This window comes from Neorhizobium sp. DAR64872/K0K18 (assembly GCF_050500175.1).
Classification (GTDB): domain Bacteria; phylum Pseudomonadota; class Alphaproteobacteria; order Rhizobiales; family Rhizobiaceae; genus Neorhizobium; species Neorhizobium soli.
Genome location: NZ_CP191446.1, coordinates 1450695 through 1466487, shown reverse-complemented (window position 1 = coordinate 1466487; position 15793 = coordinate 1450695). Strand labels below are relative to the sequence as shown.

At 59.1% G+C, this 15793-nt stretch carries 18 protein-coding genes; 4 read left to right on the top strand and 14 right to left on the bottom strand.

Annotation, left to right across the window (positions count from 1 at the left end):
• Positions 1 to 23: 23 nt before the first annotated feature.
• The 9 genes from rseP to ACQY1P_RS12505 form a co-directional block, all read right to left on the bottom strand.
• Positions 24 to 1145 (bottom strand): RIP metalloprotease RseP, encoded by a 1122-nt coding sequence (gene rseP, locus ACQY1P_RS12545; RefSeq protein ID WP_062457300.1) that lies wholly within the window; start codon positions 1143 to 1145, stop codon positions 24 to 26.
• Positions 1146 to 1186: 41 nt separating this feature from the next.
• Positions 1187 to 2020, bottom strand: coding sequence for a phosphatidate cytidylyltransferase (locus ACQY1P_RS12540; RefSeq protein ID WP_062457303.1), 834 nt, complete (start codon positions 2018 to 2020; stop codon positions 1187 to 1189).
• Positions 2020 to 2763, bottom strand: coding sequence for an isoprenyl transferase (locus ACQY1P_RS12535; RefSeq protein ID WP_062457306.1), 744 nt, complete (start codon positions 2761 to 2763; stop codon positions 2020 to 2022). Before ACQY1P_RS12535 ends, ACQY1P_RS12540 begins: the two co-directional genes overlap by 1 nt.
• A 51-nt stretch (positions 2764 to 2814) precedes the next feature.
• On the bottom strand, positions 2815 to 3372 hold the full coding sequence (gene frr, locus ACQY1P_RS12530; RefSeq protein WP_430256482.1) for a ribosome recycling factor: 558 nt from the start codon (positions 3370 to 3372) through the stop codon (positions 2815 to 2817).
• Positions 3373 to 3426: 54 nt separating this feature from the next.
• Positions 3427 to 4146: a UMP kinase gene (pyrH, locus tag ACQY1P_RS12525; protein ID WP_062580417.1), complete on the bottom strand. Its 720-nt coding sequence runs from the start codon at positions 4144 to 4146 to the stop codon at positions 3427 to 3429.
• Between the two features lie 132 nt (positions 4147 to 4278).
• A complete protein-coding gene (gene tsf, locus ACQY1P_RS12520) occupies positions 4279 to 5205 on the bottom strand; it encodes a translation elongation factor Ts (RefSeq protein WP_062580415.1) in 927 nt (308 codons plus the stop codon).
• A 246-nt stretch (positions 5206 to 5451) separates the two neighbouring features.
• On the bottom strand, positions 5452 to 6237 hold the full coding sequence (gene rpsB / locus ACQY1P_RS12515; RefSeq protein WP_062457320.1) for a 30S ribosomal protein S2: 786 nt from the start codon (positions 6235 to 6237) through the stop codon (positions 5452 to 5454).
• A gap of 204 nt (positions 6238 to 6441) precedes the next feature.
• Entirely contained in the window at positions 6442 to 7155 is a 714-nt protein-coding gene (locus ACQY1P_RS12510) for a pentapeptide repeat-containing protein (RefSeq protein WP_082476302.1), read from the bottom strand.
• A gap of 87 nt (positions 7156 to 7242) precedes the next feature.
• Positions 7243 to 8097 (bottom strand): cell envelope integrity EipB family protein, encoded by an 855-nt coding sequence (locus ACQY1P_RS12505; RefSeq protein ID WP_430256481.1) that lies wholly within the window; start codon positions 8095 to 8097, stop codon positions 7243 to 7245.
• A 110-nt stretch (positions 8098 to 8207) separates the two neighbouring features.
• Here ACQY1P_RS12505 and ACQY1P_RS12500 point away from each other — a divergent pair, with 110 nt between their 5' ends.
• From ACQY1P_RS12500 to ACQY1P_RS12485, 4 genes are read left to right on the top strand one after another with little or no spacing between them, the layout of a single operon-like run.
• The gene (locus tag ACQY1P_RS12500) at positions 8208 to 8678 is read left to right on the top strand and encodes a RidA family protein (RefSeq protein WP_062457326.1); all 471 of its coding nucleotides are present in this window, start codon (positions 8208 to 8210) and stop codon (positions 8676 to 8678) included.
• Entirely contained in the window at positions 8675 to 9403 is a 729-nt protein-coding gene (locus ACQY1P_RS12495; protein WP_430256480.1) for a glycerophosphodiester phosphodiesterase, read from the top strand. Before ACQY1P_RS12500 ends, ACQY1P_RS12495 begins: the two co-directional genes overlap by 4 nt.
• Before the next feature lie 9 nt (positions 9404 to 9412).
• Entirely contained in the window at positions 9413 to 10618 is a 1206-nt protein-coding gene (locus ACQY1P_RS12490) for a GNAT family N-acetyltransferase (protein WP_092662173.1), read from the top strand.
• Positions 10619 to 10644: 26 nt separating this feature from the next.
• On the top strand, positions 10645 to 11076 hold the full coding sequence (locus ACQY1P_RS12485; protein WP_062580407.1) for an HIT family protein: 432 nt from the start codon (positions 10645 to 10647) through the stop codon (positions 11074 to 11076).
• Here the strand turns inward: ACQY1P_RS12485 and ACQY1P_RS12480 are convergent, their stop codons facing one another.
• The 5 genes from ACQY1P_RS12480 to ACQY1P_RS12460 form a co-directional block, all read right to left on the bottom strand.
• A complete protein-coding gene (locus ACQY1P_RS12480) occupies positions 11077 to 11418 on the bottom strand; it encodes an AzlD domain-containing protein (RefSeq protein ID WP_062457341.1) in 342 nt (113 codons plus the stop codon).
• Positions 11415 to 12158: an AzlC family ABC transporter permease gene (locus ACQY1P_RS12475; protein ID WP_430256479.1), complete on the bottom strand. Its 744-nt coding sequence runs from the start codon at positions 12156 to 12158 to the stop codon at positions 11415 to 11417. Before ACQY1P_RS12475 ends, ACQY1P_RS12480 begins: the two co-directional genes overlap by 4 nt.
• Positions 12159 to 12250: 92 nt before the next feature.
• On the bottom strand, positions 12251 to 14788 hold the full coding sequence (clpA, locus tag ACQY1P_RS12470; RefSeq protein ID WP_430256478.1) for an ATP-dependent Clp protease ATP-binding subunit ClpA: 2538 nt from the start codon (positions 14786 to 14788) through the stop codon (positions 12251 to 12253).
• 10 nt (positions 14789 to 14798) lie between these two features.
• Entirely contained in the window at positions 14799 to 15152 is a 354-nt protein-coding gene (clpS, locus tag ACQY1P_RS12465; protein WP_062457349.1) for an ATP-dependent Clp protease adapter ClpS, read from the bottom strand.
• Between the two features lie 408 nt (positions 15153 to 15560).
• Positions 15561 to 15764, bottom strand: coding sequence for a DUF3126 family protein (locus ACQY1P_RS12460; RefSeq protein WP_062457352.1), 204 nt, complete (start codon positions 15762 to 15764; stop codon positions 15561 to 15563).
• Positions 15765 to 15793 lie beyond the last annotated feature (29 nt).

The following is a 15793-nucleotide window of genomic DNA, read 5'->3' as shown; positions in this document are numbered from 1 at the left end:
GTTATTTCAACGATCTCACGGGGTTAACCGATGAGATTACTGATGTCGTTGAATGTCGCAAACACCATCAGGCTGAGCACCATGGCCAGTCCGATCCGGAATGCGATCTCCTGAGCACCAGACCCCAGCGGCTTGCCTCTGATGGCCTCGATTGCATAAAATACCAGATGCCCTCCGTCCAGAACAGGAACCGGCATCAGGTTCAACAATCCAATGGAAACTGACAGTACGGCTGCCAGCTGAACAACGGCGGCAAAGCCGAGGCTCGCCATCTGGCCAGATGCCTGCGCGACCCTGACAGGACCGCCCAGCTGATCAGCCTTCATGCGACCCGTCACGAGGTTGCCGATGTAGCGGAATGTGCCGGTGACGATATTTCCGGTTTCCTTGACCCCTTCCGCCACTGCCTCGAGGGGCGAGAAGGTTTCGGTCCTGAAATTGCCCAGCTGTTCGTTGGTGACGATGCCGATCAGGCCGAGCTCGACCTTGTTGCCGAACTGGTCGGTGATCTCACTGCGCTTTGGCACCATAGGCAGGTCGATGTCCTGCCCGTTGCGTTCAACGGTGACGGTGATCGGGGTTTCCGGACGCACGCTGACATAGCGGCGGACGTCGTCGAACGTCTTGATGCGACTGCCATCGAGCGCGACCAGACGGTCCCCCGTCTGCACACCGGCTTCTGCAGCGGCGCTGTCAGGCCTCACTTCGGCGACGACGGGATCGGCGATGACCTTTCCGTAAACGCTGAACAGGACGGCGAAGATCGCGATCGCCAGAATGAAATTGGCAATCGGTCCGGCAGCCACGGTCGCCGCGCGTTTCCACAGCTTGGCCCCGGCCAGCGTGTGAGCCTTGTCCGCCTCGGTCATATGCGAGACGCTTTTGGCATCGGGCATGCTCGCGACATCGTCGTCGCCAAAGAATTTCACATACCCACCAAGCGGAATCGCAGAGATCTTCCAGCGTGTGCCGCGTTTGTCCGTAAACCCGATCAGTTCCGGTCCGAAGCCGACGGAAAACGCAGTCGAGCGGATGCCGCACCAGCGGCCGACAAGATAGTGGCCCATTTCGTGCACGAAGACGAGCAGCGACAGGACGAGGATGAAGGGGATGATGTAACCCGTAACGAAGGTCAGGATGGCCATTTCAGTTTCCGGTTTCCAGCGGTCGCAAGGACCGACATTTATCAGAGGCCGAAAAGATAGGCCGCGACGCTTGCGTCAACATGGCTTGTCCAGGCGGCGTGCGCAAGTGTGAGAAGAAACGCCGCGAAACAGGCAAAAACGAGACCGTCGACGCGATCCATCACACCACCGTGGCCGGGGATGAGATGACTGGAATCCTTCACGCCGAATCGGCGCTTGATGAAGGATTCGAAGAGATCGCCGATCTGGCTCGCGACAGACAGGATGAGCGCCATGAACGCCGTCCACAGCGAGAAGTCCGAGAACACAACACCACTCAGCGCAGATCCCGCGATAACGGCGGAAACGGTACCGCCGATCGCGCCGGACCATGTCTTGCCGGGCGAGATTCGTGGCGCGAGTTTCGGTCCCTTCAGTTTGCGGCCGATGAAATAGGCGAGAATGTCAGTGGACCAGACGACGGCGAACAGAAACAGCATCGCCATCAGGCCGATCTGGTTCTCACCCCGGATCGCGGCAATGGCGATCGTACTCAAGCCTGCGTAGAGGATGCCTGATGGCAGCCACCAGCTACGCTTGCGCAGAACGACAAACAGCATGGCTGTTATCACGCCGCCGCCAAGGAGCGGCATCGACATCTGGTCGTCACCGCCGAGAACATTCAAAGCGACAAGGACGACGATCAGCCAACCGAAGGCGTTGCCCTGGAAATCCACGTCCTTCAATCGAGTGATCGTGGACCATTCGTAATAGACGAGTACGCCGATCACGGCTGCGACGGCCCGGAACGGGAGTCCACCTGCCCAGGTCGCAGCCAGGACCACGATGGCAAGCACGATTGCCGACAGAAGACGCTTCTTCAATTCTCCCGACATCAGCCGACGACCGCGGTGGGAGTGGCCGAGACGGCGCCGAACCGGCGGTCGCGAGAGGCGTAGACCTTGAGGGCCTGGAAGAAGAGCTGCTTGTCGAAATCCGGCCAGTATTCGGGAATGAACAGGAACTCGGAATAGGCTGCCTGCCAAAGCAGGAAGTTCGAAAGCCTTTCTTCGCCGCTGGTGCGGATGATCAGGTCCGGGTCTGGAATATCGGCGGTGTCCAGACGCCCGCAAATCATCGCCGCATCGATCGCCTCTGGATCGAGAAGGCCTGCGCGCACGTCCTTTGCCAGGCTCACCGTCGCACGGACGATCTCGTCACGCGAGCCATAATTGAACGCGATCACAAGTGTCAGCGCCGTGTTGTTGCGCGTCGTCTCCTCGGCCTCCAGAAGCAGAGGCAGAAGATCGCCGCGCAGCTTGACGCGGTCGCCAATGATGCGGATGCGAACATTGGAATGATGCAGTTCGGCGAGGTCGCGGCGGATGAAGCGGCGTAGAAGCCCCATCAGGTCGTTCACCTCGGCTTCCGGACGGCTCCAGTTCTCCGACGAAAAGGCGAACAGGGTGAGATACTCCACACCCGCCTCGCCTGCCGCCTTCACCGTTTCGCGAACGGCTTCCATCCCTTTGCTGTGGCCAACGGTACGGGGAAGCCCACGCTTGTTGGCCCACCGTCCGTTGCCATCCATGATGATGGCGACATGCCGAGGGATGATCGCAAGTTCGGGGGTCGCCATAATCGATGCCGTTCCTTTCGCAGCCGCAACGTTGCGGCGTCGCGGAGCAGGTTATACCTGCATGATTTCCTTTTCCTTGTCGGCAAGCAAGCGGTCGACATCGGAAATCGTGTCATCTGTCATCTTCTGCACTTTTTCCGACTGGGCGCGACTTTCGTCCTGGCCGATGGAACCGTCCTTCTCAGCCTTCTTGAGCCCGTCCATGCCGTCACGACGGACATGGCGAGCCGCAACCTTGGCTTTTTCGCCGTATTCGTGGGCAAGCTTCACCAGCGACTTGCGGCGCTCTTCGTTGAGCTCCGGCAGAGGAATACGCAGGTTCTGGCCATCGACGATCGGGTTGAGGCCGAGATTCGATTCGCGGATTGCACGATCGACGGCACCCACCATCGACTTGTCCCAGATCGAGACGCCCAGCATGCGAGGCTCGGGAACCGTCACGTTTGCAACCTGGTTGAGCGGCACGCGCGAACCATAGGCTTCGACCGTGACAGGGTCGAGGATGTTTGCGGAAGCACGGCCCGTGCGCAGCGATGAGATGTCGCTCTTGAAGGCCGTGATCGCGCCGTCCATACGGCGCTTGATGTCGTTGAGATCTACTCCACTCATCAGCAGGAACTCCCTATTGTTCTTGGCGGTCGGTTCTTGGCAACGAACCGCGTGTCAGTTGTCGGATACGATGGTCTTGCGACCGCCGCCGGTCAAGATTTGTGCGAAACCGCCCTTCTCGTGGATCGAGAAGACGACGATCGGAATGGAATTTTCACGCGCCAGCGCAACGGCTGCGACGTCCATGACGGCAAGACCCTTGTCGAGCACTTCACTGTGGGTGAGCGTTTCGAAACGGGTCGCGGTCGGGTCCTTCTTCGGGTCTGCGGAATAGATGCCGTCGACCTGCGTGCCCTTGAATATCGCTTCTGCGCCGATCTCGGCAGCACGCAGCGCCGCAGCAGAATCGGTGGTGAAGAACGGGTTGCCGGTACCGCCGGCAAAGATCACCACACGGCCCTGCGCCATATGATGCAGCGTGCGACGCTGCGAGAAGCTTTCGCAGATCTCCGGCATGGCGACAGCCGACAGGACGACCGTCTCGATGTCGAGCTTGCGCAGCGAGGTTGCGAGCGCCAGTGCGTTGATGACGGTGCCGAGCATGCCCATGTGGTCGCCGGTCACCCGGTCGCCACCCTTGGAGGCTACGGCCACGCCACGAAAAATGTTGCCGCCGCCGACGACGACACCGACTTCGACGCCCATGGCGCAGGCATCCGCAATATCCGATGCGATCCGGTCTGCAACCTCGACGTCAATGCCGAAGCCCTGACTTCCCATCAGTGCTTCACCGGAGGCCTTGAGCAGAACACGCTTGTAGATCGGTTGCGACATGGTGGCTCCTTGAAAGCGAAACGGACGGAGTGATCAAACGGGATGCGGATACACGAAGGGCACCGGCTTGTCACCGGTGCCCTTCAGGTTTTCAACGACTACAGCGCCTTGCGATGCGCGTGAAGGCAGCAATCAGCCCTTGGCGACTGCTGCAACTTCTGCTGCGAAATCGCTTTCTTCCTTTTCGACGCCTTCACCGAGGAGAAGACGTGCCATGCCGGTGACTTCGATCGGCGCGCCGACTTCCTTTTCGGCAGCCTTGACGGCGTCACCGACGGTGAGGTCAGGGTTGATGACGAAAGCCTGCGACAGAAGAGCAACTTCTTCGAAGAACTTGCGCATGCGGCCGTCGACCATCTTTTCGATGATGGCTTCCGGCTTGCCGGATTCGCGGGCCTGTTCGATGAAGACGTTGCGCTCGCGCTCGGCGACAGCCGCATCGACTTCTTCCGAACGGATGGCGAGCGGGTTGGTGGCTGCGATGTGCATGGCAACCTGGCGGCCGATGGCGTTCAGCGCTTCCTTGTTGCCGGTCGACTTCAGGGCAACGAGTACGCCGAGCTTTCCGAGCCGGTCAGCCGCTGCGTTGTGGATGTAAGTCGCAACAACGCCGTCCTCGACGGACAGAAGCGCGGAGCGGCGCAGGTTCATGTTCTCGCCGATCGTGGCAATCGTATCCTTGATCGTGTCGGAGACGGTCTTGCCGGTAGCCGGATAGATTGCTGCGCTGACGCCGTCGACGGTACCGTCGGTGGTCAGGGCAACATCGGCAATGCCGCGAACCATGGTCTGGAACGCATCGTTGCGCGCTACGAAGTCGGTTTCGGAGTTCACTTCGACAACGACAGCGGACGTGCCGTTGGAGGCGACGCCGATCAGGCCTTCGGCTGCGGTGCGGCCGGACTTCTTGTCAGCCTTGGCGATACCCTTGGCGCGCAGCCAGTCGATCGCAGCTTCGATGTCGCCGTTGTTTTCGGCAAGCGCGCGCTTGCAATCCATCATGCCCGCGCCGGACTTTTCGCGCAGTTCCTTCACCAGTGCAGCGGTGATTTCAGCCATTTTCGTGCCTCTTGTCGGTTCAAGTTGCGTGTCGCCGGAAAACCGTCGGCGATACCAAAGATTGGGACGAATGTACCCGGAAATATGACATCGTGATGAAGCCATCACGGTTGCGACCGTCTCCACGTCCACCTGACGGTAGACGGCGACGTATCGTCTTAAACGACCAAGGCCAGGGATTGATATCTCTGGCCTTGGTCGAATTCGAAAAGACGGAGCGTCTCAGAACGCTCCAGACTCAGACAATTAAGCCTGAGCTTCCGTTTCGGCTGCGCCTTCAGCTTCGAGAGCAGGCTCTTCAGGAGCCTCCATCATCGCGCCGAGGTCACGGCCCGAAGCGCCCTGCTGACGGGCAATGCCGTCGATGGCAGCGCGTGCCATCAGGTCGCAGTAGAGAGCGATGGCGCGCGAAGCGTCGTCGTTGCCGGGGATCGGGAAGTCGATCAGGTCCGGATCGCAGTTCGAGTCGATGATGGCGACGACCGGGATGCCCAGGCGCTTCGCTTCGTCGATCGCGATCTTTTCCTTGTTGGTGTCGATGATGAACATCAGGTCCGGAACGCCGCCCATGTCACGGATACCGCCAAGAGCCTTGTCCAGCTTTTCGCGTTCGCGCTCGAGGTTCAGACGCTCCTTCTTGGAGTAGCCGGAAGCTTCCGAGTTCAGGATCTCGTCGAGCTTGCGCAGACGGGCGATCGAGTTCGAAATGGTCTTCCAGTTGGTCATCATGCCGCCGAGCCAACGGGAGTTGACGTAGTACTGGGCCGAACGCTTGGCGGAATCAGCGATCAGCTCGGAAGCCTGACGCTTGGTGCCAACGAACAGAACGCGGCCGCCACGAGCGACGGTGTCGGACACGACCTGAAGGGCGCGCGACAGCATCGGAACGGTCTGAGCCAGATCGATGATGTGGATGTTGTTACGATCGCCGAAGATGTACGGCTTCATCTTCGGGTTCCAGCGGTGTGTCTGGTGGCCGAAGTGGGTGCCTGCTTCGAGAAGCTGGCGCATAGAGAAATCGGGCAATGCCATGCCTAGTTATCCTTTTCCGGTTGAACCTCCGCAAGACGAACAGCAACCTCGTCGAGGCTGCCACCGGGCGGAACGGACCGGATTTCTCCCGGACCATCCCATGCCTTGCGTGTGGAATGCCGGTGCCCATACTAGGCATCGGCCACAAAGGCAAGCGTTTTTCGACGCTGCGCGTCTTTGGGAAGAGCGGGACTGGCCGAAGCCCTAGTCCATTTCGCGGTCGCCGCAGGGCCAGCTTTCCGGCAGTGTCAGGCCGGCCGGCAGTTTCGTGCGCCGGTCGCCGCAGGCCACGTTCAGCTGGTGCTGATCGAGCCCGATCGAAGACGACAGGTCCACTCCTTCGATGCGCGTCAGAAAGAAGAAGGCGCTCTGGAAATTGAGGGGACCTTTGAATTCGGCCTTCGTCAGGTCGGCGCGTGCCAGGTTTGCGAAGGCGAAACTTGCGCCGGTCAGGACGGCCCCGTCGAAGTTCGACCTGCCGAGTTCGGCTTTCTCGAAGCGTGCGTTGTTCAACTCCGCTTTCGAGAAATTGGACCTCTCCAACTCCGCGCTCGTGAAATTCGCGTCGTTGGCGCGTACTTTCTGGAAGTCGGACCGATATGCTTCGACCTTTGAAAAATTCGCCCCCTCGGCGTTGCTGCCTGCCATCCAGGTGCGGATGAGCTTCGCCTTGGTGAGATTGGTACCGGCAAAATTCGAATCGCGCAGATCGGTAAAGCTCAAGTCCGCCTCCGCAAGACTACCCTTGGAGAAATCGGATCCGCTCAGCATCAGATTGCGCTTGGCGCAACTCGACCAGTTGATCCCCGGATAGGGGTCGGTACGGCACTCCTGCGCCGAGACCGTCGTCGGCGCGAGTGTCAGCGCGGCGGCTCCTGTCAGGATCGCGACAGAAAGAATGGTACCAATCGAACTCATAGACACCGCTCCTCTCCACGCCTCGGTGGACGTGCATACTCAACTACCGCTTATATAGAGAAGGACGGCAGCAAATTCATCCCGTCGTCACCTGGTAACGGGTCGTTGATCTGCCTGGCAGTCGCTCTTTTGCAAAAGCTCAAGCTTGCTCAGGCTTCCGCTAAGCACGAAGTCGCCGTAGTCCATGGTCAGGTCGCGCGTGATGCCGTTCTCATAAAGCTTGAACGACATGTTGTAGACGGGCGTCGGATCGCCCGCGGCCGCCTCGTTGAAATAGGCAATGGTCACAGGCCAATACGCTGCCTTGGAGAACTCGCCGGCTTTGGCTGCATCAAGATCTTCCTTCTGCGGGTCCTGCTGCTTTCCGATGACTGTCGTGGTCAGAAGCGACTTGTCGCCATCCTCGGAACCGTCGAACACGCGTGCCTCGAAAAACCGGTTGCCATCCTTCGCATTCTTGATCACTTCAAGCATGTGATTAGTTGGGAACGCGCTGGCTGGAAGGTCGACCTCGCGCCCCTCGGGACCGGTCAGGTCCACTTTGACGCCGGTTTCGCCGGTCGTCGCGTCACCGGCGACCTCCTTGTCCAACTGTTCGTCGGTAAACGACTTGGTCTCGAAGTGAAACTGCTGCGCCGATACATCCTCGAACGTGTTGGTCTGTTGGTCGTTGACGCGGGTTTGCTCGCCGGTATCTATCTTTGTGACGAGACGGAAGTTGGTCGTGAACCCCGTGCAGGCCGAGCCGGTAAACTCGTAGACCATTCGTCCGACCATCCCTTCGATTCCGGACCGCTCGGACGCATCCTTGAGCTTCAGGTCGTAGACGGCGCGATGCGGAATGAGCAGGCGGGCCGCCGTATCGGCGCTCATCGGGGCAGCGGAGGCCGCTGGCACGCTCATCACGCCGGCAAGGAACATCCCAAGGCTCGTGCGCAGCATTCACATTCTCCTATTGGACTCAATGCATGATGTTGTAAGAACGCCATCAGCCGAGGTTATGACCTTGATGCAGGATTTTTGGGCAATTTACAATAAAACCGGAGACCGAAATGTCGAACCCGATCGAGACGCGCCTGCAGGAACTGGACATCGTTCTGCCTGAGGCAGCAGCGCCCGCCGCCAATTACGTGTCCTACGTGATCAGCGGCAACATGCTCTATATCTCCGGTCAGCTGCCCACCGAAAACGGCAAGATAGCCGTCAGCGGCCTGGTCGGTGCCGATGTCGACGTCCCGGCAGCGCAGCGTGCCGCGGAACTCTGCGCCATCAACATTCTGTCGCAGGCGAAGGCTGCTCTTGGCGGAGATCTCACCAGGATCAAGCGCGTCGTCAAGCTGTCGAGCTTCGTTGCGTCTGCACCGGGCTTCACGGAACAGCATATCGTCACCAATGGCGCTTCGAACCTCATTGCGAACGTGCTCGGGGAAGCCGGCAAGCACGCCCGCGCTGCCGTCGGCATGGCAGCACTTCCACTTAACGCCGCGGTCGAGATCGAGGCTATCATCGAGATCTCCGCATGACATCTGCAGACTGGATCAAGGACGTTCCGGTCGCGCATCGCGGCTATCACGACATGAACAAGACGGTTTGGGAAAATACGCTGTCAGCGTTTTCCCGGGCCATTGATGCGGGTTTCGCGATCGAGTGCGACATACAGCTGTCCGCAGACAGCGTCCCGGTCGTGTTCCACGACAACAAGCTGGAGCGCCTTTGCGGCATCAAGGGCGACGTTCGCGAACGGACCGCGGCAGAACTCGGATTGCTTTCGATTGGTGGCACCGCGGACAAGATACCGACGCTCAAGCAGATGCTCACGCTCGTCGCCGGTCGCGTTCCTCTTGTCATCGAGATCAAGGGTCGCCAAGCGGATGAGGACGACGGCTTCGTTGACGACGTTCTCGACGTATTGGAAGGGTATGAGGGCAAGGTTGCCCTGATGAGCTTCGACTACCACATCCTGCGTGCACTGAAGCAGGCCGAGGCGCCCTACCCGCTGGGCCTCACCGCCGAAGGCTCAAAGCCGGAGGAGTTCTTCAATCACGACGAAGCGATGCAGCTCGGCCTCGATTTCATCTCCTATCACTGGGCGCATCTGCCCAACTCGTTCGTCACTGCGCAGGCTGATGCCGGAATTCCGATCATTACCTGGACGGTAAGGGATGCAAAGGCCGTCGAACATACCTATAAATATGCAAAGCAGATGACCTTCGAAGGGTTCGACCCACGGGAGAACCCTGCCGCATAATTGGATCCAATGACCGGCAACCTGACAATCCGCATCGAAAAATCCATTGCCGCGATCAGCCCACAAAGCTGGTCGCGGCTTTCCGGCGCCTCCAAGGAGGCCGATCCGTTAGGGACGTCTTCCGTTCCCTACAATCCGTTCCTGTCACATGCCTTCCTGTCCGCACTGGAGGAATCCGGTTCGGCAACGGCAAAAACAGGCTGGCACGGCCAGCATCTCCTGCTGGAAGATGACAAGGGTCAACTGATCGGCGCCGTGCCGGGCTATCTCAAGAGCCATAGCCAGGGCGAATACGTGTTCGACCATGGCTGGGCCGACGCCTTCGAGCGCGCCGGCGGCCGTTACTACCCTAAACTGCAGTGTGCGGTCCCATTTACGCCCGCAACCGGTCCGCGCCTTCTCGTTGCGTCGGGCTATGATCGCGACATGGTGCAAACCACGCTCGCGGAAGGTCTCCAGGAGGTGACACGGCAGCTCGGCATATCGTCCGCGCATGTCACCTTCGTGCCGGATGATGAAGTCATCGCTTTCGAAGACGCTGAATATCTGCACCGAACGGACAAGCAGTTCCACTTCATCAACGACGGTTATGCCGATCACGATGCGTTTCTGGAAACGCTCGCGTCTCGCAAGCGCAAGGCGTTGAAGAAGGAACGGCGAGCCGCGCTCGAGAACGGTATCACGATCGACTGGCTGACAGGCAAGGACCTGACCGAGGACATCTGGGACCAGTTCTACACGTTCTACATGGATACGGGCGGGCGCAAATGGGGCCGGCCGTACCTTACCCGTGCCTTCTATTCGCTGATCGGCGAACGCATGGCGGACGACATTCTTCTGGTCATGGCCAAGCGCGAGGGGCGGTACGTCGCGGGTGCGATCAACTTCATTGGCGGCGACGCGCTTTACGGGCGCCACTGGGGCTGTATCGAAGACCATCCCTTCCTGCATTTCGAGGTGTGCTACCATCAGGCGATCGACTATGCGCTTGCGCATGGGCTGAAGCGGGTCGAGGCGGGTGCACAGGGCGAGCACAAGCTTGCGCGCGGTTACCTGCCCGTCACCACCCATTCGATGCATTACATCGCCCATCCCGGCCTTCGCAGCGCGATTGCTGACTACCTGAAGCGAGAGCGGGAGGATGTGGAATACATGAACGAGTACCTCTCCGAGCATAGCCCTTTCCGCAAGGGTGAACGGCAAGAACAAGACTGAGCAGCACCATCAGGGAGACGCCACCGATGACCGGTCACGACTACGATCCGAACAACATCTTCGCCAAGATCCTCAAAGGCGAAATTCCCTGCCACCGCGTCTACGAGGACGACGACACGCTCGCCTTCATGGATGTGATGCCGCAGACGCCGGGTCACGTTTTGGTGGTTCCGAAAGCGCCCTCACGCAATTTGCTCGATGCGGATGCGGCCGTGCTTTCGAAGGTCATTCCGGTGGTGCAGAAGCTGGCGCGGGCCGTCAAGGATGCGTTTGATGCTGATGGAATTACCATCACGCAGTTCAACGAAGCGCCGGCCGGCCAAACCGTCTTTCACCTGCATTTCCACGTCATTCCGCGCTACGAGAATCAGCCGTTGAAGCCGCATACGGGCAAGATGGAGGACAAGGAAGTCCTCGCTGCCAATGCCGAGAAGATCATCGGCGAACTTGGGTTCTGATCAGGGTTGAAGCAGGAGTAGTCCTGCGACGAGAATGGCGATCGGTGTCAGCACGCCGATCGCGACCCGCTTGCCGGTCAGGAGAAACACGGCAAAGCCGATACCAGCCGCCGCAAGCCTGAGCCAGAGGGGCGAGAGCGCCAGTGTTCCCGTCGGGAATACGATCAGCTTTGCCGTCACCGCCATGACCAATGCCGTGGCAACCGCCCTCACCCAGTAGAGCGTCTCGGAATCCTCTTTCAGCCGGTGGCCTGCGATCACACCGAGCCAGCGCCAGATATCGGTTGCGAGAAAACCCGCGACAGCGATGACGATATAGGTCCAGTACCCATCGAACATCATGCGGCACCCCGATCAGATCCGCGCTTGCGGCGATAGCGGTCGATCAGGTAGGCCACCGTGCCACCGCCGATCCCAGCCAGAAGCACGTCGAACTGCGGCGCTACCAGCGCCAGCGCCGGTCCTGAGACGATGCCGATCACGAAGGCAATCCGGACGACCGGCTGCGCTGCACTCGCCCAGATCGAGGATATGAAATAGACCGGGGTCAGCATGAACAAGGCACCCGCCACAACAGGCGGAAACTGAGACACGACACCAAAGCTGACGCCGACGATCAGCGCATTGGTGCAGGTCAGCGTGATGCCAAAACCTGCAAAGAAGGCAACCCGGCGCTCTCTCGGCACATGGCGGAGATTGAGGCTCGCAAAGACCCAGGACGTGATGGCGATGAAATGCGAGAGAAACAGGAGAACCGGTAGCGGTGTCTTCTTCGTGCGCATCTCCGGCACGATCGACGCCACCATCGGCATCATCCGGATCGACGACAGCGTCACGGCGAGGAAGGACGCGGCGATGTTGGCGCCGCCCAACATCGAACCCACCAGGATCATCTGTGCCGGCAGGGCCCAGATACCGAGCGTCATCGAGACAGCCTGACCTCGTGTCAGGCCGGCTTCTACCGCAAATGCGCTGAAACCGACATAGGACGTCATCAGGATCAGAGCCGGCAAGGAGAAGATGCCGCGCATGCCCTTGAGAAACCACGCAAGGCCGCTGCGCTCGGAGCTTTCGGTGGTCATTGGCATGCCCGTAAATGATTGACGTTACGGGACCTACAAAAACGACGATGCCGGGACAAGCCCGGCATCGATTTCTCGGATGGAAAAGAGCGCTACTTGCTCTTTGGGACGCGTGGCACGGTGCTACCCTTGCGGGGCGCGGACTTTGCCGGGGCTTCCTCGGCAATCACGTCGCCATCGTCGACGACATTTGCCTTGGCGGAACCGCCGTCCTTGTCCTTAGCCTTCGGCGCAGACTTCTTCGAAGGCTTTGACTTTGTCGTCTTGGCCTTGATCTCGTCGGCAGCCTCTTCCACTTCCGCTTCAGGCTTCGGCTTTACCCGGGCCGTTTCCGAAATGGACTCCAGAAGAAGACCGTCGGTGCCATCTTCCTTCTTGCCGGCCGTGACGCGGACGATGCCACCCTTGCGAAGCTTGCCAAAAAGGATCTCGTTGGCGAGCGGCTTCTTGATGTATTCCTGGATCACGCGAGACAGAGGTCTTGCGCCCATCTTCTCGTCATAACCCTTTTCCGCCAGCCAGGCGATCGCGTCCTCATGCAGATCGAACGTCACGTTACGCTCCGACAGCTGGCTTTCCAGCTGCATCACGAACTTCTGGACGACCTGGTGGATAACCGTGGTCGGCAGCGGTGCGAACGGAATGATCGCATCGAGACGGTTGCGGAATTCCGGTGTGAACAGGCGATTGATCGCCTCCTCATCTTCGCCGGTGCGTCTTGATGATCCAAAGCCGATCGCAGACTTGGCCATCTCGGATGCACCCGCATTCGTCGTCATGATCAAGATGACGTTGCGGAAGTCAATTTTCTTGCCGTTGTGATCGGTCAGCGATCCATGGTCCATCACCTGCAACAGGATGTTGTAGATATCCGGATGCGCCTTCTCGATTTCGTCGAGCAGAACCACGCTGTGCGGGTGCTGATCAACGCCATCGGTCAGGAGGCCGCCTTGGTCGAAGCCGACATAGCCGGGAGGTGCGCCAAGCAGTCGCGAGACCGTGTGGCGTTCCATATATTCCGACATGTCGAAACGCAGCATCTCGACGCCGAGCGAGGCGGCAAGCTGCTTTGCGACTTCGGTCTTGCCGACGCCAGTTGGACCGGAGAAGACATAGGAGCCGATCGGCTTGTTCGGCTCGCGCAGACCTGCACGTGCCAGCTTGATCGCCGTCGACAGCGCGTCGATCGCGACGTCCTGGCCGTACACGACGGAACGCAGTTCCTTCTCGAGGTTGGCGAGAACCATCTCGTCATCCTTGGAAACCGTTTTCGCCGGGATGCGGGCCATCGTGGCGATTGTCGCCTCGATTTCCTTTTCCGTGATCAGCTTGCGACGCTTGGAAGCGGGCAGCAGCATCTGGGCTGCACCGGTCTCGTCGATCACGTCGATCGCCTTGTCCGGCAGCTTGCGGTCGGAGATATACCGTGCTGACAGTTCCACCGCCGACTTGATCGCGTCGTTGGTGTAGCGCAGCTTGTGATACTCTTCGAAATACGGCTTCAAGCCCTTCATGATTTCGATCGCATCATCGATCGACGGCTCATTGACGTCGATTTTCTGGAAGCGTCGAACCAGAGCCCGGTCCTTTTCGAAGAACTGGCGGTATTCCTTGTAGGTCGTCGAACCGATGCAGCGGATCTGGCCAGAGGACAGAGCCGGCTTCAGCAGGTTGGACGCATCCATGGCACCGCCCGACGTTGCACCCGCACCGATGACGGTGTGGATTTCGTCGATGAACAGGACAGCACCTGGAAAATCTTCCAGTTCCTTGACGACCTGCTTCAGACGTTCCTCGAAGTCGCCGCGATAGCGGGTGCCTGCAAGCAGGGTGCCCATATCGAGCGAGAAGATCGTGGCATCGGCCAGCGCTTCCGGCACCTTGCCCTCGACGATGCGCTTTGCCAGTCCCTCGGCGATCGCAGTTTTGCCAACGCCCGGATCGCCGACGTAAAGCGGGTTGTTCTTGGAGCGGCGGCACAGGACCTGGATCGTGCGGTTGACCTCGGAATGACGACCGATCAATGGATCGATACGGCCATTCCTGGCCTTTTCGTTCAGATTGACACAGTATGCCTTGAGGGCATCCTGCTGCTTCTTGCCGGGACCTTCCTCCTCATTGCGCGAAACAGGCTTGGCGTCTGAATCGGGCTCATCAGCACCACGCGGGGTCCGGGCCTGGGAGGAACCCGGACGCTTGCCGATGCCGTGAGAGATATAGTTGACCGCGTCGTAGCGGGTCATTTCCTGCTCCTGCAGGAAGAAGGCTGCGTGGCTCTCACGTTCTGCGAAGATTGCGACGAGCACGTTTGCTCCGGTCACTTCTTCACGACCGGAGGATTGGACGTGGATCACAGCGCGCTGGATGACGCGTTGAAAGCCGGATGTCGGTTTGGAGTCCTCGTCATAGCCTGTCACCAGGTTTGCGAGTTCATTGTCGACATATTCAGACACGGTTTTGCGGAGCGTATCCAGGTTGACGCTGCATGCTCCCATGACCGCCGCCGCATCGGCGTCGTCGATCAACGCCAGAAGCAGATGTTCGAGTGTGGCATATTCGTGATGCCGCTCGTTCGCGAAGGTCAGTGCCTGGTGCAGAGCCTTTTCAAGACTAGGCGAAAATGTTGGCACGTCGGGTTCCTCACTTCTTTTCCATGACACATTGCAGCGGATGCTGGTGTTGCCGGGCGAAGTCCATGACCTGGGACACCTTGGTTTCCGCTACTTCATAGGTGAAAATTCCGCATTCTCCGACGCCATGGTTATGGACGTGGAGCATGATAATCGTTGCCGCATCGCGGTCCTTCTGGAAAAAACGCTCCAGAATATGGATGACGAACTCCATTGGCGTGTAGTCGTCATTCAGAAGGAGAACGCGGTACAGGTTAGGCCGTTTGGTTTTCGGTTTCGTTCGCGTGATGACGGAGGTTCCGCGGCCCGCGTTGTCTCCGTCGCCGTTCTTTTCATTTTCCATCAAGATCGGCAGTGCGATCATCGTCTTTCATTCCCTAGTCATCCAGCGGCGGTATAGCGAACAACCGGTCGACAGGACTTCAGTCTTGCTAAAGGTAGTTCTTTGGGAAAGGATTTTAAGCCCCCTTTCCCGCTGTGCAATCACTATTCCGCCGAGAGGGGCTCGCGACGAGCCAAAAGTACCACATTCGGCAACTCAAATTCTGCCGCCATACTGACCCAAAAGGCGGGCGGCATCATGGCCATAGCCTCAGACGCTGCAGCTTCATGCGTACGGATCCAACGCGCGAACGGCGATCGCCTGTCGCTCAAAATTCCGTCGAAGAGTAGATGCTAATGAAGCTTGCATGCTCGAGGCTTACGTCCAAAACAAAAGAGGCCCACGAAGGGCCTCTCGACAACTTTCTTAAAAACCAGTCGGATCCTGCGATCAAAGATCGACGTCGAGGATCGCCATGGAGAAATTGTAGGAACGCTCGCCATCTTCGTCATCCAGATAGACGACGCCGAGAAATTCATCACCAAGATAGACTTCGGCAGAATCGTTCTTGCGGGGACGCGCCTTGACGACGATCTGGGGGTTCAAAAGGCGCTTGAAATAGTCGTCGATCTTCTTGATTTCGTCGGGGTTCACGATCTTCTCCGTCAGATTTTGCGATCAAA

Coding starts and splice junctions, on each gene's coding strand:
- rseP (WP_062457300.1), bottom strand. CDS start 1,145: ATGGCCATCCTGACCTTCGTTACGGGTTACATCATCCCCTTCATCCTC.
- ACQY1P_RS12540 (WP_062457303.1), bottom strand. CDS start 2,020: ATGTCGGGAGAATTGAAGAAGCGTCTTCTGTCGGCAATCGTGCTTGCC.
- ACQY1P_RS12535 (WP_062457306.1), bottom strand. CDS start 2,763: ATGGCGACCCCCGAACTTGCGATCATCCCTCGGCATGTCGCCATCATC.
- frr (WP_430256482.1), bottom strand. CDS start 3,372: ATGAGTGGAGTAGATCTCAACGACATCAAGCGCCGTATGGACGGCGCG.
- pyrH (WP_062580417.1), bottom strand. CDS start 4,146: ATGTCGCAACCGATCTACAAGCGTGTTCTGCTCAAGGCCTCCGGTGAA.
- tsf (WP_062580415.1), bottom strand. CDS start 5,205: ATGGCTGAAATCACCGCTGCACTGGTGAAGGAACTGCGCGAAAAGTCC.
- rpsB (WP_062457320.1), bottom strand. CDS start 6,237: ATGGCATTGCCCGATTTCTCTATGCGCCAGCTTCTCGAAGCAGGCACC.
- ACQY1P_RS12510 (WP_082476302.1), bottom strand. CDS start 7,155: ATGAGTTCGATTGGTACCATTCTTTCTGTCGCGATCCTGACAGGAGCC.
- ACQY1P_RS12505 (WP_430256481.1), bottom strand. CDS start 8,097: ATGCTGCGCACGAGCCTTGGGATGTTCCTTGCCGGCGTGATGAGCGTG.
- ACQY1P_RS12500 (WP_062457326.1), top strand. CDS start 8,208: ATGTCGAACCCGATCGAGACGCGCCTGCAGGAACTGGACATCGTTCTG.
- ACQY1P_RS12495 (WP_430256480.1), top strand. CDS start 8,675: ATGACATCTGCAGACTGGATCAAGGACGTTCCGGTCGCGCATCGCGGC.
- ACQY1P_RS12490 (WP_092662173.1), top strand. CDS start 9,413: ATGACCGGCAACCTGACAATCCGCATCGAAAAATCCATTGCCGCGATC.
- ACQY1P_RS12485 (WP_062580407.1), top strand. CDS start 10,645: ATGACCGGTCACGACTACGATCCGAACAACATCTTCGCCAAGATCCTC.
- ACQY1P_RS12480 (WP_062457341.1), bottom strand. CDS start 11,418: ATGATGTTCGATGGGTACTGGACCTATATCGTCATCGCTGTCGCGGGT.
- ACQY1P_RS12475 (WP_430256479.1), bottom strand. CDS start 12,158: ATGACCACCGAAAGCTCCGAGCGCAGCGGCCTTGCGTGGTTTCTCAAG.
- clpS (WP_062457349.1), bottom strand. CDS start 15,152: ATGATCGCACTGCCGATCTTGATGGAAAATGAAAAGAACGGCGACGGA.